This is a genomic window from Roseococcus sp. SYP-B2431, from assembly GCF_004336745.1.
Classification (GTDB): domain Bacteria; phylum Pseudomonadota; class Alphaproteobacteria; order Acetobacterales; family Acetobacteraceae; genus Roseococcus.
This window is the reverse complement of sequence record NZ_SJXD01000027.1, coordinates 1-17250: the sequence shown is the minus strand read 5'-3', so window position 1 is coordinate 17250 and position 17250 is coordinate 1. Positions and strand designations below refer to the sequence as shown.

Genomic DNA, 17250 nt, shown 5'->3' with positions numbered 1-17250 from the left:
AACAAGGGCTGCCTAGGCCGCGGATTCCGTCAGCACATAGGGCACACCCGCCCGCTCCGCGATCCCCCGGATCAGCGCCTCCAGGCTCGCCGGGATCGGGATGCCATCCTTCAGCCGCTTCTCGCGGGCGAACTTCTCCGGCTCGCCCGGGAGCAGCACGGGCTTCGCGGGATCCGCCGGCTCCGTGCCGTGCAGCACGTCGATCACCGCGTCGAGGTCGGTGGTGTACTCCTCCATGTCGCGGAAGGCGCGGGGGTCCACCGCCAGCATGAAATGGCCGATGTTGTTCGGCTCGTCCTTCTTCTGGCTGAGGTTGCGGATCGGCGAGAAGCTCGCCCCCACCAGCGTCCCGCCCAGGATATGCGCCATCAGCGCCAGCCCGTAGCCCTTGTGGCCGCCCAGCGTCTCCGGGCCGCCCACGGGCGTGATGCCGCCCTCCTTGCGCTTGAACACGTAGTCCATGGCGACGTGCGAGTCCGTCACGGGCTGGCCCGCCTCGTCCTGCACCCAGCCCTCCGGGATCGGCTTGTCGTTGAGGTGGTAGACCTTGACCTTGTTGCCCGCGACCGTCGTGGTCGCCATGTCCAGCACGACATCCTCGTGCTCCGGCCCGGCCGGGGCGGCGAAGGAGATGGGATTGGTGCCCAGCACCGGGACGGAGGCGCGCGTCGGCACCATCAGGATGCCCCGTGCGGAGGAGGTCACGAGGCCGATCAGCCCGGCTTCGGATGCGATGCGGGAATAGACGCCGGCCGCGCCGAAATGATGGCTGTTCACCACGCCCACCGCGCCCACGCCGAAAATCCTGGCCTTCTCGACGGCGAGCTTCATGGCCATGACCGCCGCCGGATGGCCGAGCCCGTCCGCGCCGTCCACCAGCCCGGTCGCGGCGAAGTCGCGGATGACGCGGGGCTCGCCCGCGATGCGGAGCTGGCCGAGCTTCAGCATCTCCTCGTAGCTCATGAGCATCGAGATGCCGTGGCTGTCGACGCCCATCAGGTCGGTCTCGACCATGACATCGGCGGTGGTCGCGGCATTGCGCTCCGGGCTGCCCCAGGCCGTCAGGATGGCGAGGATCTGGGCCCTCACGGATTCATGCGTCGCGTTCATCGTTTCCTCGAAGTCTCAATCCACCGTCGCGCCGGTGGCGCGGACGATCGGCACCCATTTGTCGATCTCGGCCGCGATGAAGGCACGGGTGCGCACCGGCGTCATCCCCTCCGGAATGGTGTTTCCGAGGGCGAGGATGCGCTCGCGCACCGGCCCCGCCGCCAGCGACTGCGCCACCTGCCGCTGGAGGAATTCCAGGATCGGCGCGGGCGTGCCGATGGCGCTGGACCAGGGCGTCCAGGTTGTCGCCTGGAAGCCGGGGACGCCGGCCTCGGCGGCCGTCGGCACGCCCGGCGTCATGGGGGACCGCTGGTTCGTGCCGATGACGAGGCCCGTCACGGTGCCGGCGCGGATATGCTGCTCCAGGAAGGAGATGGTGTCCGCCTGGATCTGGATGCGCCCGGCCGAGAGATCGGCGAAGGAGGCGGCGGAGCCGCGATAGGGCACGTGCTGCGCGGCGGCGCCCATCTGCTGCAGCAGCAGCGCCGCGGCGATATGGCCCGTCGTGCCGTTCCCGGAACTGCCGAAGACATAGTGGCCCGGCCGCTCCAGCAGCGCCGCGCGCATCTCTGCGACGTTCCGCCAGCCCGTGGAGGGATGCACCGTGACCACGATCGCGCTCTCCGAGCTGATGGTGATGTGATCCAGCCCGGTCAGCGGATGGACAGGCAGGCTGCGGTAGAGGCCCACATTCAGCGCATGCGAGCCGAGTGCGCCGACCAGCAGCGTGTAGCCGTCGGGCGCGGCGCGGCCGACCGTCTCCATCGCCACCGTGCCGCCGCCCGACGGCCGGTTCTCGACCACGAACTGCTGCCCGATCTGCTGCGAGAGCGCGCCGGAGACGAGCCGCGCGTTGATATCGGCATTGCCGCCCGGCGCCAGGGCGACCACCACGCGCACGGGGCGGCTGGGATAATCCGTGCCGGGTGCGCGCGGCTGCGCCGCCGCCGGGCCCGCGATGAGCAGGAGCAGCGCGATCCATCGAAGCATATTGGCCTCCCCGTGTTTTTGGTTTGCGAAGTTTCGATCAGGCGATCCCGTGCCGCAGCGTGCCGATGCGCTCCACCGTCAGCGCCAGCTGGTCCCCGCTCTTCAGGTAGCGCGGCGGGCTGCGGAAATGGCCGGAGCCGGAAGGCGTGCCGGTCGCGATGACGTCGCCCGTGTCGAGCCGCATGAAGCGCGAGATGTAGGCGATCAGCGCGGGCACGGAGAAGATGAGCTCGCGCGTGTTGCCGTGCTGCACCTCCTCGCCGTTGAGGGTGCAGGCGATGTCCAGCGCCCAGGGCTCGCCCAGCGCGTCGGCCGTGACGATCCAGGGGCCGATGGGGCAGAAATCCTGCAGTCCCTTGGCGAAGCTCGTCATGGCCAGCGGCACGTCGAACTGGAACTCGCGCGCCGAGACGTCGTTGAGGATGGTGTAGCCGGCGACATGCTCCAGCGCGCGCCGCTCCTCCACCTCGAAGGCGGGGGCGCCGATGACGACGGCGAGCTCCACCTCCCAGTCGGGCTTCGTCACCGCGCGCGGGATCGCGACCTCGGCGCCGGGGCCGCAGATGGTGGAGGTCGGCTTCAGGAAGAGCTTGGGTGCCTCCAGCTTCGGCCCGCCCACCTCGCTCGCATGGGCGCCGTAGTTGCGGCCGACGCCGATGATCTTGCCGGGACGCAGCGGCGCGTCGAGAAGCGCCTCGTCCAGCGGCAGGCGCAGCTTCGCGTGCTCCGGACGCGTGGCGAAGGCCACGGCCCGCGCGGCCTCGGTCATGGCGGCTTCGTTCGCCAGCAGCGCGATCATGCCTCGGGGGAGGGCCGCGCCATTCCCGCCGGCCGCATCCAGCGCGGCCGCCAGCGGCACGAGCGCATTCTCCAGCACGCCGGCGAGGCGGCCGTCCTTCAGCGTCGCGAGCCTCATGCCGCGAGCGCCGCGTAGTCCAGGCTCGCCATCACCTGCACGCGCAGGATGAAGCGATGCTCGTCGGGCCCGTAATCGGCCATGGCATTGTGGGTGGTGCCGATATTGTCCCACATCAGCACGTCGCCCGGCGTCCAGGCGTGGCTGTGCAGATACTTCGCCTGCGACTGGTGGCGGAAGAGATAGTCGAGCATCGCGTCGCTCTCGTCTTTCTCCAAGCCCTCGATGAACATGGCGTAGCCGGGATTGCAGTAGAGGACGCGCTTCCCGGTGATCGGATGCTCGCGGAAGACCGGCTGGCGCACGGGCGGCTTCTTCGCGCGCTGCTCCGACGTCAGCGGGCCGCGGATCGAGCCGGGGCGGATGCGCATCATGTCCCAGAACTTCTGGAAATCGTGGATGGCGACCCTGCCTTCCAGCCGCTCCTTCACCTCAACGGGCAGATCGTCATAGGCGGCGCGCTGGTTGCGGAACTGCGTGTCGCCGAGCGGGCGGCCTTCGCGCAGCGGCACCTCCTTCGCATGCAGCACATTGGCGAGCGCGATGTCGTGCGAATAGCTCATATCCGTGTGCCAGCCCTGGCCGGCATCGTTGAGGCCGATCGGCTTCCCCGCCGCGTCGCGCTTGTTGGAGAGGATCATCACCTCGGGCAGGCCCGGCGCGTGGAACAGGTTCGCCACGTTCACCTCGAGGTCGCCGAAGCGGTTCCCATAAGCCGCCAGCTGCGGCGCATCGAGATCCTGGCCGGGGAAGCACAGCACCCCGTAATCGCCGAGCGCGCGCAGCACGCCGCGGAAATCCTCGGCCGACAGCGGCCGGGAAAGATCGATATCGAGCACGCGCGCGCCCAGCCCGCTGTCGTTCGGTGCGATCCGCATGGTCCGTGTCCCTCGGTTGACGAGATGATCGCGTCGGCGTGTTGTATAGTCAACTTACGGAAGTTGCTGAGCCATGGATCACAGACCCAGGGTGCTGGTCATCGGGGCCGGAATCGTCGGCCTCTGCACGGCCTGGTACCTTGCGCGCGCGGGTGCCGAGGTCACGGTCGTGGATCGTGCGGGGCCGGGCGAGGGCACCTCCTCGGGCAATGCCGGCGCCATCTCCGCAGGCTCGGTCGCGCCCCTCGCGATGCCGGGCGTGCTGCGCGACGTGCCGAAGATGCTGCTGGACCGGAAGGGCGCGCTGACCATCCCCACGCGGTACTGGCCGGCGGCCTTTCCCTGGCTGTGGAAATTCGTGCTCTCGGCGCGGCCGGAGCGCGTGCAGGCGATCGCCCAGGCGCTGGCCTCGCTGCTGCGCGGCGCCGAGGACCGGCACCTGGAGATCCTCGAGGCCGAGGAGGCGGCCGACGTCATCTCCCACCAGGGCCAGCTCTACCTCTACCGGGACCGCGCGCATCTCGCGAAGGACGACGCGGCCTGGGAGCTGCGTCGGCGGCATGGGCTCGACATGCGCGTCCTCAGCCGCAGCGAGCTGTTGGAGCTGGAGCCCGAGATTTCGGAGGCCTACGGCACCGGCGTCTTCCTGCCGGGGCAAAGTCATTCGGTGAATCCGTTGCGCCAGTCGCGCGTCGTGGCTGGCGGCGTGGAGCGGATGGGCGGCACGCTGCGGCGCGGCACCGTCACCGCGCTCGTTACGGAGGAGCATCGCGTGACGGGCGCCATGATCGATCGCGCGCCCTTCAAGGCGGACCACGTCGTGCTCGCGGCCGGCGCCTGGTCGGCGAAGCTGCTCGCGCCGCTCGGCATCAGGGTGCCGATGGAGAGCCAGCGCGGCTATCACGTGATGCTGCCGTCCCCCGGCGTCATGCCCCGCCGCCCGATCATCCCGGCCGACCGCAAGGTCTTCCTCACGCCGATGGAGGAGGGGCTGCGCGTCGCCGGCTCCGTGGAGTTCGGCGGCACCGAGGCGCCGCCGAGCCCCGCGCGCTCGGCGCTGCTGCTGGAGGACCTCGCCAAGGTCTATCCCCAGGCCGACACGCGCGAGCAGCGCCCGCACTGGATGGGGCATCGCCCCTGCCTGCCCGACAGCCTGCCGGTCATCGGCCCGGTGCGCGCCTGGCCGGGACTGTGGTGCGCCTTCGGGCATGGGCACCTCGGCCTGACCGGCTCGGCGCCGACCGGCGCGCTCCTCGCCGCCGCCATGCTGGGGCCGGCGCCCAACACCGACCTGACGCCCTTCGGCGTGGAGCGTTTCGCATGAGCACGTCCGAGGCGGTGAGTGCCGCCCTGCGGCCCAGCGGCGGTGAGCTCGCGCGGCGCATCCTGGCGCTGGCCGCGCCAACGACGCTGGTCTCCGTGCTCCAGGTCGCGGCGCTGCTCATCGAGACCGTGATCGCGGCCCGCCTCGGCCGTGCCGCGCTGGCCGGCTGGGCGGTGGTGCTGCCCTTCTCGCTGCTGCTCGGCCAGATGTCCGCGGGCGCCATGGGGGGCGGCGTGGTCTCCGCGATCGCCCGCGCATTGGGCGCGAAGAAGGAGGAGGAGGCCTCGCAGCTCGCGGTGCATGCGCTGCTGATCGCGCTCGGCTTCGCGGCGATGTTCGTCCTCGTGCTGGCCGTCCTCCCGGGCGTGGTGCTGCCGCTGATCGGCGGGCCCGAGGCGGCGGCGGCGGCCACACCTTATGCGATGGTGCTCTTCGGGCTGGGCGCGGTGCCGGCCTGGCTGGCCAATACTCTCGCCTCCGTCCTGCGCGGCGCGGGCAAGCATGCGCTGGCGGCGAGGGTGCTGAACTTCGCCTGGATCTTCTATCCCGTCCTCGCCTTTGTCTTCGCCGAGGTCCTGGGCTTCGGCCTGGTGGGGATCGGCATGGGCTTCGCGGTGGTCTTCTGGGTGGCGGCCTTCGTGATGTCGAGGGTGGTCTTCTCCGGTGCCGCGGGCTTCCGGCTGGACCTGCGGGTGACGCTGCGCTGGCCGCTCTTCCGGCGCATCCTGGCTGTCGGCGCGGTCGCCTGCTGCCTCGCTTTGGTGGCGAATCTGGCGACGATCCTGGTGACGGCGCGGCTCGCCTCCTATGGGCCCGTCGCGGTCGCCGCCTACGGCGTCTCGGCGCGGCTGGAATTCATGATGATCCCGCTGGCCTTCGGCGTCGGCTCGGCGCTGACGGCGCTGGTCGGGCGCGCGGTCGGGCAGGGCGACTGGGAGACGGCGCGGCGCACCGCCTGGGTCGGCGGGCTGATGGCGCTCGGCGTCTGCTCCTCGGTGGGTATCACGGTGGCGCTGTTTCCGCTGACCTTCGCGAATCTCTTCGCCTCGGATGCCGAGGTGGCGGCAATCGCCGCGCGGGCGCTGGCCTTCATCGGCCCGGCCTTCGGCGGCTTCGGCCTGGGCATGGCCATGTATTTCGCGGCGATGGGCGCGGGGCGGATGGGCTATCCGGTGGCGGCCGGCCTCTCGCGCCTCGGCATCGCGGTGGGCGGCGGCTGGCTGCTGGGCGACGTGCTCGGCTTCGGCATGGACGGGCAGTTCGTGGCGGTGGCGCTCGGCGTCACGGCCTATGGGGTGCTGGCGGCGGTGGCGGTGCGGCCCGGCGTCTGGGGGCCCAAGGGGGCATAGCTTGCGTCATAGCCCGCGCGGCAGGCGCGAGGGCTCGAAGGCTGCGGCGAGCACGTGCCCGCCGCGCTTGAGCGCGCAGGCGAGGCCCATCAGCAGCGGCATGGCGCGATAGGCGGTGAGCGGCGGCGCCAGCCGGTGCAGCAGCCCGAGCGCCAGGCTGCGCGAGCCCTGCTGCGCCGCGCTGATGGCGAGCAGCAGCGCGGATTCGCTCTCGGTGATCTGGGGGCAGAGCGGGCCGGCCAGATGCAGCGTCGGCAGGACGCGCAGCAGCGGATCGAGCATCAGCGCCGCGCCCTCGATGCCGCTGGCGGCCAGGACGATCGCCGCCTCGGCCATGGGGCCGGCCGGTCCCTCGGCCGCCCAGGCCCGCGCGGCGTCGAGCAGCAGGCGCTCCGCCTCGGGCAGAGCTTCTGAATCCTGGCCGAGATGGGGCCAGGCGGGCAGGCCGCGAGTCGCCATGGGAATACCTCCGATGTCCGGAGACGCTAGTGCAATTGCGAATGACTCGCAAATCTATATCGAAGGCCTCAATGAAAATCCCGGCTGCGCTGGCGAAGGACCTGTCTGCCGGGCTTCGGAGGAGGGCCGCCGTGCAGGATCTCGTCCCGCGGCGAGACGACCTTGTTCCAGGGATCGAGGTCCAGCTCGTGCAGGGAGTGGAGGAGGTGGGAATGGTCCTCCAGCTTGCGGACGACGAGGTGCAGGATGGGCACATGGCCCGGCCCCCGCTCCATTCGCCCCTCGGCGATGACGAGGCGCGCGCCCACCACCTCGGCGCGGTAGCGCTGCGAGACGTGCTTGAAGAGCACGAGATTGGCCACGCCCTTCTCGTCCTCGATGGTGAAGAAGATCACGCCCTTGGCGCTGCCGGGGTGCTGGCGCACCAGGACGAGGCCCGCCACGCGCAGCCAGGCCCCGGCGGGGGCCGCGGCGAACTCGGCCGTGCTGACGGCTTTCAGGCGTTGCAGCTCCGGGCGCAGCAGGGTCAGCGGATGCTCGCGGAGGCTGAGTCCGGTGCCGGTGTAGTCCAGCACCACCTGCTCGCCGGCCGTGGCGCGGGGCAGCCGCGCGGCGGGCTCGGCGACGGGCGCTTCGAGCGGGACTTCGCGCTCGACGGCGGCGGCCTCCCACATGGCGGCGCGGCGATCGAGGCCGAGACCGCGCAGCGCGTCCGCCTCGGCGAGACGCTCCACGCTGCGGCGGTCGAGGCGAGCGCGGAGGATCATGTCGCGGAGGCTGGTGAAGGGGCGGGCGGCGATGATGCGTTCGGCTGCTTCCTTGGAAAGTCCGCTGACGAGGCGGAGGCCGAGTCGGAGAGCGTGGCGCAGCTTGTGCCCAGGGAGGCGGCTCGACCCGGGAATGTCCTCCTGCGTGGAATCCCAGTCGCTGATCGTCACATCGATGGGCCGCACCTGAACGCCGTGATCGCGTGCCTCGCGGACAATCTGCGCTGGGGCATAGAAGCCCATGGGCTGGCTGTTCAGCAGCGCGCAGGTGAAGGCCGTAAGACGATGGCATTTCAGCCAGGCGGAAAGATAGACCAACAGCGCGAAACTGGCCGCATGGGATTCCGGGAAGCCATAGGAGCTGAAACCCTCCAACTGCTTGAAGCAGCGTTCGGCAAATTCCTCATTATGGCCCTTCTTGAGCATCCCCGCGATGAAGTCGGCCCTGAACTTCGGCATGTCACCTGTGTGCTTGAAGGTGGCCATGGCGCGGCGCAGCTGATCCGCGCGCGCAGGCGAAAACCCGGCGCCGTCGATGGCGATCCGCATAGCCTGCTCCTGGAAGAGGGGCACGCCCTTGGTCTTCTCCAGGACGTGCTCGAGGCCCTCCGGAATATCGATCTCTTCCTCGCCGTTCCGACGGCGCAGGTAGGGATGCACCATATCGCCCTGGATGGGGCCGGGCCGCACGATCGCGACCTCCACCACGAGATCGTACAGCTCGCGCGGCTTGAGGCGCGGCAGCATGTTCATCTGCGCGCGGCTCTCCACCTGGAAGACGCCGAGGCTCTGGCCGCGGCACAGCATTTCGTAGGTCGCCTTGTTCTCCTGCGGGATGTCCGTCATCGCCGTCATGCCCGTCAGGTCCAGCGCGCGGCGGATGCAGCTCAGCATGCCTAGGCCGAGCACATCGACCTTCAGCATCTTCATCGCATCGATGTCGTCCTTGTCCCATTCGATGGTGTGGCGGTCCTTCATGGCCGCGCGGGTGACGACGCAGAATTCGGTGAGCGGCCCGCGCGTGAGGACGAAGCCGCCGACATGCGTGGCGAGATGCCGGGGAAAATTCCGGATCTCCTCCGCCAGCTCGCAGGCCAGCCGCACGCAGGGGTTGGCCAGGTCCAGCCCACGCGCCTCGGCGATCTCCTCCCAGCTCGAATCATTGCCCGGAGACCCTGCGGCCTTGGCCATGAAGGCCGTCGCCTCCTCCTCGATCCCGAGCGCCTTGCCCACCTCGCGGATGGCGCTGCGGCTGCGATAACGGATCACGGTGGCGGCGATGGCGGCGCGATGGCGGCCGTAATGCTCGTAGATGTGCTGGATGACCTGCTCGCGCTTCTCATGCTCGAAATCGACGTCGATATCGGGCGGCTCGCCACGCTCCTCGCTGATGAAGCGTTCGAAGAGGAGACTGTACGTCTTCGGATTGAGCGAGGTGACGCCCAGTGCGTAGCAGACGGCAGAGTTGGCCGCGGAGCCGCGTCCCTGGCAGAGGATGTCATTGTTCCTCGCGTATCGGACGATCTCGCTCACCGTGAGGAAGTAGGATGCGTATTTCAGCTTCCCGATGATCCCGAGTTCCTTGTCGAGCTGCGCCTGCACATCCTTGGGCACCCCATTGGGCCACATCCTTGGCGCGGCCTCCGCGACGCGCGCCTCCAGCGTCTCCTGCGGTGTGCGTCCGGGGTCGAGGATTTCCTCCGGATATTCGTAGAGGAGATCGTCCATCCGGAAGCGGCAGGCCGCCTCCACCTCGGCCACGCGGTCCACGGCCTCCTCATGCCCCTCGAAGAGCCGGCGCATCTCCGCCTCCGGCTTGAGGCAGGCCTCGCCATTCGGCTCGGCCGCGAAGCCCAGCGCGTCCACGGTGCGGCCGAGGCGGATGGCGCTCAGCACGTCCGCCAGCCGCCGGCGGTCCGGGACATGGTAGCGCACGCCGCCGGCCGCGATCAGCCGCGCTTCGGGAATCTGCGCCAACATGTCCAGCCGGTGCCGGTCGGCGCCGCGGGCCCGGGTCTGCGCGGCGAGCAGCAGCGGCATCGCCAGTCGCTCGCGCAGCATCCGCGCCTCGCGCGCGTGGCGGGAGGCGAAGGCCCGGTCTGGCGCGTCCGACGCCATCCGCGCCAGGACCTGCCCCTCCATCGCCGCGTACATCTGCTCGGGCGTGATCGGGCATTCGCCCTTGGGCGCCTCCATGCGCGCCGTCGAAAGCAGGCGGCACAGCCGGCCCCAGGCGGCACGGTCCGTCGGCCAGGCCAGGTATTCGCTGCCGTCGGTCAGGCAGAGCCGCACCCCCGCCAGGAAGCGCAGCTCCGTCTCGATGCCCTTTTCCTCCTTCAATTCCTTGACGGCCCGCTGGCAATCCACCCAGCCGCGCACCACCCCCGCCATGGAATTGCGGTCGGCGAAGCCGAGCACGCGATGGCCGTGCAGCGCAGCCGTCATGGCGAGCTCGTGCGGGTGCGAGGCGCCCTCCAGGAAGGTGAAGTTGGACAGCGCTCCAAGCTCGCCGAACATGGCCTGGGCCGGCTCCGCGCGGCCGGCGCGCTTCCGCGGGGGCAGCGGCAGCACCGTCACGGCAGGAATCCGTGGACGAACCACTTTTCCTCATCGCCCATGGCGCCGCGCCGGCAGACCCACCAGCGCGCTCCCGAGGCGAGTTGCACGCAATAATAGTCGCGCGCCGGGCGGTCCTCGGGGGGGCGCCACCATTCGGGCTCGATGCGCTCCGGTCCCTCCGCGGAGACCACGCGTTCCACGCGCTTGCCGATCATGATCTGGAAGGGCGGATGATCCGGCACGAGGGCGCTCACGGTGATCGGGATGGGCCGCCGCAGCAGCCGCAAAGGCCTGGGCGCGGGCGCCGCTTCCACCACCGGTTCGAAGGCGCTGGCCCGCCGGACCGCGCGCTCGGGCCAGTGCGATTCCCGCGGCTCCAGCCGCCAGATCCTCACGCGCTGGGCGAGGCGATCGAGCAATTCGGACAAAGCTTCCTGCGGCGTCTCCTCGCCTGGCAGGCCGGCCTGTCGGGCGTGTAGCGCCTCGGTCACCTCGGCGGCGAGGATCAGCTTCTCGAAGCCGAGCTCCGGCCGCAGCTCCTCGATGCGGCGGTCCAGCAGGCGGCGCAGATGGCCGGGGTCGCGGCTCGCCTGGCCGAGCCCCTGGCGCAGCTCCTGCCAGGAGCCGTCGCCGCGGAAGGCGAGCAGCCGCAGCGCCCGCGCGCCCTCGCCGGATTCCAGCAGTCCCGTGCAGAGCTGGTCGGCCAGCGTGCCGATCGCCCGCTCCAGGGCCGGCGCGGTGCAGAGCGGCGAGAGGTATTCCTGCGCCTGGACATGACGCGGCGGCGGTCGGACGGGGGTGAAGGGCGCGATCCGGCCGCGCAGCGCCGCCAGCCCCTCGGCGATGGCGGGGCCGAAGCGGCGGGCGAGGGGCCCGCGCGGCTGCGCCTCCAGGGCTGCGACGTCGCGCAGGCCCAGCCGGTGCAGGGCGGGGATCATCTCCTCCGGCAAAGCGAGGGCGGTGACGGGCAGGCGGGGCAGCGCGGCTGCCTCCTGGTCCGGCGTCAGCACTTGCGGCCGCGCGCCGGCACGCAGCAGCGCGGCGAGCGCGGCGGGGGCGCATCCCAGGAGCCCTCGCGCCGGCGCCCCGGCCGCGGCGAAGGCGCCCCGCACGCGGCGCAGCAGCTCGGGCTCGCGATCCGGCAGGCCGGTGGTCTCGATGAGGAGGCCCTCATCCCGCCAGATCCCCACCAGCGGCGAGAAGCGCAACGCCCAGACGGCCGGACGCTCTGCGGCGAGCTTTTCGCCGTGGAGCATGAGAAAGCGCCGCTCGCCGAGGGGCGTACCAGCCTGCGCCGGGAGCAGGGGGGGCGCCGTGCAGGGCAGCCCGCCCTCGAAGAGCGGCAGGTTCGGCGTGCGGGCGAAGCGGCGGCTACCCATCAGGAGCCTCCAGGCCCAGCGCCAAGAGCCCTGACGGGGAGCGCAGCCCCTCGTTGGATCACGCCCGTCTCCGCTTCGCCGCCCCGGCCTGTGCGGGCGCCAGCATCCGCAGCTCTCCGCGCGCCGCGTCCCATTCCCCGACCCAGGCGCCCGGCCGTCCGCCACGGGCGCGCAGCAGGGCGATCTCCCAGCCGGGCTCGCCCAGATGGTGCGGGCCGGCCTCGGGCGAGGGCCGGGCGGAGAGCCGCCAGCGGGTCAGCGCCGCGGTCGGGCCCGGGCTTTCGTCGTCAGGTCGCAGCAGCAGGCCGATGCCGCCCCCCGTCTCGGCGGCGAGCTGGAGGCGTCGGGCGGCGGTGAGGTCGGGCGTCTCGCCGAAGGTCAGCACGGCGCCGATGGCCGGGCAGCGCAGCCCCTCCTCGGCAGCCCAGAGCGCGTCGGCCGGGCGCGGGGTACGGACCAGGATCAGGCTGGCCGCCGAGAGGCCGAGGCGCGCGAGGCCGGCTGGATAGGCATCGGGCTCGGGCGCGATCCAGAGAACGGAGCGGCCGGGCAGGGCGGCCTGGGCACGCGCCAGCAGCAGCGCGGAGAAGCCCATGGCGGCCCCCGGCTCGGCCGAGAGCACCTCGTGCAACCCCGCCAGGGGGAGGCCGTTCCAGGGCAGATGCGCGTCGAGCTCGGGTGAGAGCGGCAGAGCAGCGCGGGGGGCGCCGAAGCTCGCCAACCCGGGATCGAGCCGCGCGATCCGGGCCCGCAGCCCAGCCAGGAGGGCCGCCCGGTCGGTCGGATCGGGCTCGGTCGGTTGGGTGAGGGTGGCTTGGGGGGGCATGTGGGTTGCGATGAATGTTCTCTAAATGTTCTAGTATTCTGGCCCTGCCTGGTCAAGCCTTTGGGCGCGCGCGGCGAGGCTCGTAAAAACCTTCCGCGAAATCCCAGGCGAATCAGCCCGGAGAAGGGCTTTCTTAACCTCTCCCCATCACTCTGCCCCTGATCCCCCAAAGGAGGCACAGTTCGATGAGTTCTTCCTCGCGGCTGGCGCCCATGATGGTGCTTGTCCTGGCCTTCCTCGCCGCCTGCGCCCCTTTGCCGGTCATCCAGGCCGAAGGCACGCCTGCCGAGCGCGTCGCGCGCGAGAGCCTGGCCAGCCTGCAGGCGGGCGGGGTCTCCGTCGGTGCCGGGATCGCCGTGGATGGCCGACATCTCCTCACCAATGCCCATGTGGTGCGCCAGGCCGGGGGCCATGTGAGCGTCCGCCGCGCCGATGGCGGCGCGGAAGCCCAGGCGACCCTCGTCGGCACCTCGCCGCGCATGGATCTCGCGGTGCTCCGCATGCCCGAGGGCTTCCTGCGCCCCGCCAGCCTCGCGCCCGACCTCCCCGTCCAGGGCCAGGCGATCTGGGCCCTGGGCCCGGAGGGGCTCGGCCGCTCGCTCGCCACGGGGCGCGTGGCACGGCCTTGGATTCAGCTGCGCGGCTTCGGGCCGGGCTTCACGGCCCGCCTCGGCGCCCTGATGGGATTTTCCGGCGGCCCGGTCGTGGACCGCGACGGGCAGGTGATGGGCCTGACCACGGCGCTGCCCCACCCTGGACATGCCACCGTCCTCGCCATGATGACCGGGGTCGACCTGGCCGGCTTCGCCGAGGGCGATCGCCGCCAGGTCTTCATCCTCGACATCCGCGAGGCGATGGACGAGGCAAGACGGATGGGGGCTTTGCCCGCCTTCCGCCTCGCCAGCGTGGATTAAGCGCGGTCAGCAGCCCTGGACGTCCCAGGGTTTGCGCATCGCCTCGTGGCGCGCCTCGGCCGGGGTGACGCCGATGTCTCGCAGCATGTGCCCGTCCAGTTCCACGAGATGCTGGCGCGATTCGTAGGCGCGCCAGAATCGCGTGAGGTGCTCCAGCCACAAGAAGCCATCCTTCTGGCCATCGAGCGCGGCATGGGGCCTGAACGCTGAGGGGGAGAGGAGACGGGCGGCAGACATGACGCATTCCTTCTGGATTTCCGCGCATCAGCTCCGATGCGCGAGGAAATAGTCGCACTGCCGGAATCATCACTCAAACGACTAATCTTGACGTCCTTCATCAGTTTTTGTGATGCTCTGCCCGATGCTCCCCGCCGGCCTCGATCCAGAACTGCTGCGCAGCTTCGTCCTCATCGCCGAGGGCCAGAGCGTCACGCGCGCGGCCGAGCGCGTGGGCCGCACCCAGTCCGCCGTCTCCATGCAGATGCGCCGGTTGGAGGAGGTGCTCGGCGAACCCTTGCTGCGCCGCGGCCCGCGCGGGCTCGAGCCCACCTACAAGGGCGCCTGGCTGCTGGAGCGGGCCCGCACCCTGCTCGCGCTCAACGAGGAGATCATCACCACCTTCCGTGCTCCGCCCATCACCGGCCAGGTACGCCTCGGCAGCCCGGATGACTACGCGCTGCAATGGCTGCCCGGCATCCTGGCCCGCTTCGGCGAGGCTTATCCGGGGATCGAGGTGGACGTGCTCTGCATGAGCTCGGAGGAACTCGCCCGGCGCCTGGCCCACGGCCATCTCGACATGGCGCTGCTGACCGAGGGGAACGGCACCGGCGGCGAGGAGGTCTGGCGCGGGCCGCTGCGCTGGGTCGGGCCGCAGGGCAGCGCGCTTCACAAGCGCGATCCGCTGCCCCTGGCGACCGCCCATCCCGGCTGCACCTGGCGCCGCGCCGCGCTGGAGGCGCTGGGACGCGAGGGCCGGCGGGTTCGCGTCACCTACAACAGCTCCACGCAATCCGGATGCTTCGCCGTCGCCCTCGCCGGGCTGGCGCTGACCATCTCGACGCCGACGCGCCTTCCATCGGGCCTGACCTGGCTCGGCGAGGCCGAGGGACTGCCGCCGCTCACCGAGATGGGCATCATGCTGTCGACCGGCGCGTTGCCGCTGTCGGCCGGCGGCGCGGCGCTGGCCGAGGCGATCCGGCAAGGCTTCGCGCAGGCGTCTTGAGCAGGCCCCTTTAGAGGCCCCTTGAGCCTGGGGCCCGCCGCGTGTTCTGGTGCCGCCCACAACGAGGGAGAAACACCGGAATGGACCGCCGCACCGCCCTGGGTTCCATGCTCGCCGTATCCGCGCTTTCCGCGCCGGCCTATGCGCAATCGTCCTGGCCCGAGCGGCCGGTGCGCATCATCGTGCCCTATCCGCCGGGCGGCTCGAACGACACGGTCGCGCGCATCGTCCAGCCGCGGCTGCAGGAGATCCTGGGCAAGCCGGTGGTCGTGGACAACCGTGCCGGCGCCTCGGGATCGGTCGGCTCCGGCGAGACCGCCCGCGCGCTGCCCGACGGCCACACCTGGCTGCTGGCGAACGACACGCTCGCCAGCAACGACACGCTGATGAGCCTGCCCTACCGGGTGATGGAGGCCTTCACCTTCTGCTCGCTGCTGGGCACCTGCCCCTATGCGCTCACCGCGCATCCCTCGACGCCCTTCCGCACCCTGGCCCAGATGATCGAGGCCGCGAAGGCCGCGCCGGACACCCTGAGCTACGCCACCACCGGCGTGGGCTCGCTCGCGCATATCGCGACGGTGCTGCTGCAGCAGCGCGGCGGCTTCAAGCTGAGCCACGTGCCCTATCGCGGCGGCGGCCCCGCCCTGCAGGACGCGCTGGCGGGGCACGTGCCGCTGTTCATGTCGAACATCGTGATCATCCTGCAGCATATCCGCGAGGGGCGGCTGATGCCGCTGGGCGTCTCCAGCGCCGCGCCGAGCCGCTTCCTGCCGAACGTGCCGACCTTCGCCTCGCAGGGCTTCCCGGGCTTCGAGGCGCTGACCTACTGGGTGATGGTCGGTCCCGCCGGCATTCCGGCGGCGATCAACGAGCGCTTCCAGCAGGCGTTGAAGCAGGTGCTCTCCGAGGCGCCCGTCCAGGCGCGGATGGCGGATCAGGGGGCCGACATCGTGGCGAGCTCGCCGGCGGAGACCGAGACCTTCATCCGCAACGAAATCGCCAAATGGGGCGAGGTGATCCGGGCCAACAACATCCGCGCGGAAAGCTGAGAACGGGCTTGCCAGCCCCGGCGACGCCCGGCAAGTGAATCACCACGTCCAGACAACAAAGAAGGAGGTCCAAGGCATGGATCGTCGCGTATTCCTCGGCTTCGCGGGCAGTCTGCTGGCGGCGCCGTCCGTCCTCCGCGCCCAGGGGCTGGGGGCCGGCTTTCCGGATCGACCGCTCCGGCTGATCGTGCCCTGGGCCCCCGGCGGCTCCACCGACACAATCGCCCGCCTGTTCCAGCCACGCCTGGCCGAGGTGCTGGGTCGTGCCGTAGTGATCGACAATCGCGGCGGCGCCTCGGGCGCCACCGGTGCGATGGAGGCGGCGCGGGCGCCGGCCGATGGGAGCACCTGGACCTTCGTCTACGACACGCAGGCGACCAACGAGACCGTGATGCGCCTGCCGTTCAGGACCATGGAGGCCTTCGTGCCCGTCTGCCACGCGGCTTCGGGGCCGCTGGCGATGGTCGCGCACCATACATCACCGTACCACAGCTTCCAGCAGGTTGTGGATGCGGCGAAGCAGGCGCCTGACACGCTGAACTACGCGACCTCGGGGGTGGGCGGGCTCGCGCATGTCGCGACGACGCTGCTGCAGCAGCAGGGGGGCTTCCGCCTGGTGCACGTGCCCTATCGCGGCGGCGGGCCGGCCGTGCAGGACGTGGTGGCCGGGCATGTGCCGCTGTTCATGACCAATGTCGTGATCGTGAGCCAGCACATCCGGGCCGGCACCCTGCGGGCGCTCGGCGTGACCACGGCCACCGAGAGCCGGCACGTGCCGGGCTGCCCGACCTTCGCCTCGCAGGGCTTCGGCAGCTTCGCGGCGCCGACCTGGTGGGCGCTGCTGGGCCGTGCGGGAACGCCGGCGCCGCTCGTGCGCCAGATGAACGAGGCCATGGTGCAGGTGCTGAACGAGCCGGCGGTGAAGTCGAAGATCGAGGAGCAGGGCTGCGACATCGTCGCCAGCACGCCGCAGGAATGCGGGCGCTTCATCGAGGCCGAGATCGCCAAGTGGGCGCGGGTGATCACCGACAACAACATCCGCGTGGACAGCTGAGGCACCCGCGGCGGAGCGCGATTCGCGCAAGCCGTGCCCGACGCATGCCGATCATGCAGTCATTTTGCTGACAGGGCCTTTACAGTTCGGCGTCGGGGCCATAAATACCGCCTCACCGCAGGGCACTGACCTTGCGGAGCGGGTTTCGACCCACGAAGAACTTGACGGCCCTGGCGGAAACGGATAGGGTCCACGTCCTTCGCGGCCGACTCCGCGTCCCACTCGAAAGAGAGGGTATGCCCAATCCGGCCGGCTTCCGGCAGGACGGGGTTCGTTGTTTCACAGTTAAATCTGTTGATGCAGAAGATGTGCGCGTTTGATTGATTGCCATGTTTGGTGATTGATGATGGCCGGATTTCTTGGGCATGGATGCGTGGTTGGCGCTGCCTTGGGCGACTGGGGTTGGTGTTGGCTGTGTGTTTGGCTTGGGTGGATTTGGGCATTGTTGGTGCTG

Annotated in this window: 15 protein-coding genes; 6 read left to right on the top strand and 9 right to left on the bottom strand. The window is 70.6% G+C overall.

What is annotated here, in order from left to right:
• Positions 1-12 precede the first annotated feature (12 nt).
• From EJV46_RS16570 to EJV46_RS16555, 4 genes are read right to left on the bottom strand one after another with little or no spacing between them, the layout of a single operon-like run.
• Entirely contained in the window at positions 13-1110 is a 1098-nt protein-coding gene (locus tag EJV46_RS16570) for an Ldh family oxidoreductase (RefSeq protein ID WP_131549819.1), read from the bottom strand.
• A gap of 15 nt (positions 1111-1125) precedes the next feature.
• Positions 1126-2100 carry a tripartite tricarboxylate transporter substrate binding protein gene (locus tag EJV46_RS16565; protein ID WP_131549818.1) on the bottom strand — a complete coding sequence of 325 codons (975 nt, stop codon included), beginning with the start codon at positions 2098-2100 and terminating at the stop codon, positions 1126-1128.
• A gap of 37 nt (positions 2101-2137) precedes the next feature.
• Entirely contained in the window at positions 2138-3016 is an 879-nt protein-coding gene (locus tag EJV46_RS16560) for a fumarylacetoacetate hydrolase family protein (protein ID WP_131549817.1), read from the bottom strand.
• Complete coding sequence (locus EJV46_RS16555; RefSeq protein ID WP_131549816.1) at positions 3013-3894, bottom strand: TauD/TfdA family dioxygenase; 882 nt, start codon at positions 3892-3894, stop codon at positions 3013-3015. Before EJV46_RS16555 ends, EJV46_RS16560 begins: the two co-directional genes overlap by 4 nt.
• Before the next feature lie 73 nt (positions 3895-3967).
• On the opposite strand from EJV46_RS16555, the gene EJV46_RS16550 reads away from it, so the two are divergent.
• Both EJV46_RS16550 and EJV46_RS16545 read left to right on the top strand, forming a co-directional pair.
• Positions 3968-5218 (top strand): FAD-binding oxidoreductase, encoded by a 1251-nt coding sequence (locus EJV46_RS16550; protein ID WP_131549815.1) that lies wholly within the window; start codon positions 3968-3970, stop codon positions 5216-5218.
• Complete coding sequence (locus EJV46_RS16545) at positions 5215-6567, top strand: MATE family efflux transporter (protein ID WP_131549814.1); 1353 nt, start codon at positions 5215-5217, stop codon at positions 6565-6567. The genes EJV46_RS16550 and EJV46_RS16545 overlap by 4 nt, the downstream gene beginning before the upstream one ends.
• Positions 6568-6573: 6 nt before the next feature.
• On the opposite strand, the gene EJV46_RS16540 is transcribed toward EJV46_RS16545, so the two are convergent.
• The 4 genes from EJV46_RS16540 to EJV46_RS16525 all read right to left on the bottom strand — a co-directional run bounded on the left by EJV46_RS16540 (position 6574) and on the right by EJV46_RS16525 (position 12557).
• The gene (locus tag EJV46_RS16540; protein ID WP_131549813.1) at positions 6574-7026 is read right to left on the bottom strand and encodes a hypothetical protein; all 453 of its coding nucleotides are present in this window, start codon (positions 7024-7026) and stop codon (positions 6574-6576) included.
• 68 nt (positions 7027-7094) lie between these two features.
• Complete coding sequence (locus EJV46_RS16535; protein ID WP_240782605.1) at positions 7095-10394, bottom strand: error-prone DNA polymerase; 3300 nt, start codon at positions 10392-10394, stop codon at positions 7095-7097.
• Positions 10367-11731 carry a DNA polymerase Y family protein gene (locus EJV46_RS16530; RefSeq protein WP_131549812.1) on the bottom strand — a complete coding sequence of 455 codons (1365 nt, stop codon included), beginning with the start codon at positions 11729-11731 and terminating at the stop codon, positions 10367-10369. Before EJV46_RS16530 ends, EJV46_RS16535 begins: the two co-directional genes overlap by 28 nt.
• A gap of 58 nt (positions 11732-11789) precedes the next feature.
• Entirely contained in the window at positions 11790-12557 is a 768-nt protein-coding gene (locus EJV46_RS16525) for an ImuA family protein (protein ID WP_131549811.1), read from the bottom strand.
• A 185-nt stretch (positions 12558-12742) separates the two neighbouring features.
• Between EJV46_RS16525 and EJV46_RS16520 the strand changes: the two genes are divergently transcribed.
• Positions 12743-13471: a S1C family serine protease gene (locus tag EJV46_RS16520; RefSeq protein ID WP_131549810.1), complete on the top strand. Its 729-nt coding sequence runs from the start codon at positions 12743-12745 to the stop codon at positions 13469-13471.
• Between the two features lie 6 nt (positions 13472-13477).
• Here EJV46_RS16520 and EJV46_RS16515 read toward each other — a convergent pair whose 3' ends face one another.
• On the bottom strand, positions 13478-13708 hold the full coding sequence (locus EJV46_RS16515) for a DUF1127 domain-containing protein (RefSeq protein WP_131549809.1): 231 nt from the start codon (positions 13706-13708) through the stop codon (positions 13478-13480).
• 124 nt (positions 13709-13832) lie between these two features.
• On the opposite strand from EJV46_RS16515, the gene EJV46_RS16510 reads away from it, so the two are divergent.
• The 3 genes from EJV46_RS16510 to EJV46_RS16500 all read left to right on the top strand — a co-directional run bounded on the left by EJV46_RS16510 (position 13833) and on the right by EJV46_RS16500 (position 16796).
• Positions 13833-14693, top strand: a complete 861-nt coding sequence (locus EJV46_RS16510) for a LysR substrate-binding domain-containing protein (RefSeq protein ID WP_131549808.1) — start codon at positions 13833-13835, stop codon at positions 14691-14693.
• A gap of 80 nt (positions 14694-14773) precedes the next feature.
• Positions 14774-15742, top strand: coding sequence for a tripartite tricarboxylate transporter substrate binding protein (locus tag EJV46_RS16505; protein WP_131549807.1), 969 nt, complete (start codon positions 14774-14776; stop codon positions 15740-15742).
• A gap of 76 nt (positions 15743-15818) precedes the next feature.
• On the top strand, positions 15819-16796 hold the full coding sequence (locus EJV46_RS16500; protein WP_131549806.1) for a tripartite tricarboxylate transporter substrate binding protein: 978 nt from the start codon (positions 15819-15821) through the stop codon (positions 16794-16796).
• The last annotated feature ends 454 nt before the right edge of the window (positions 16797-17250 follow it).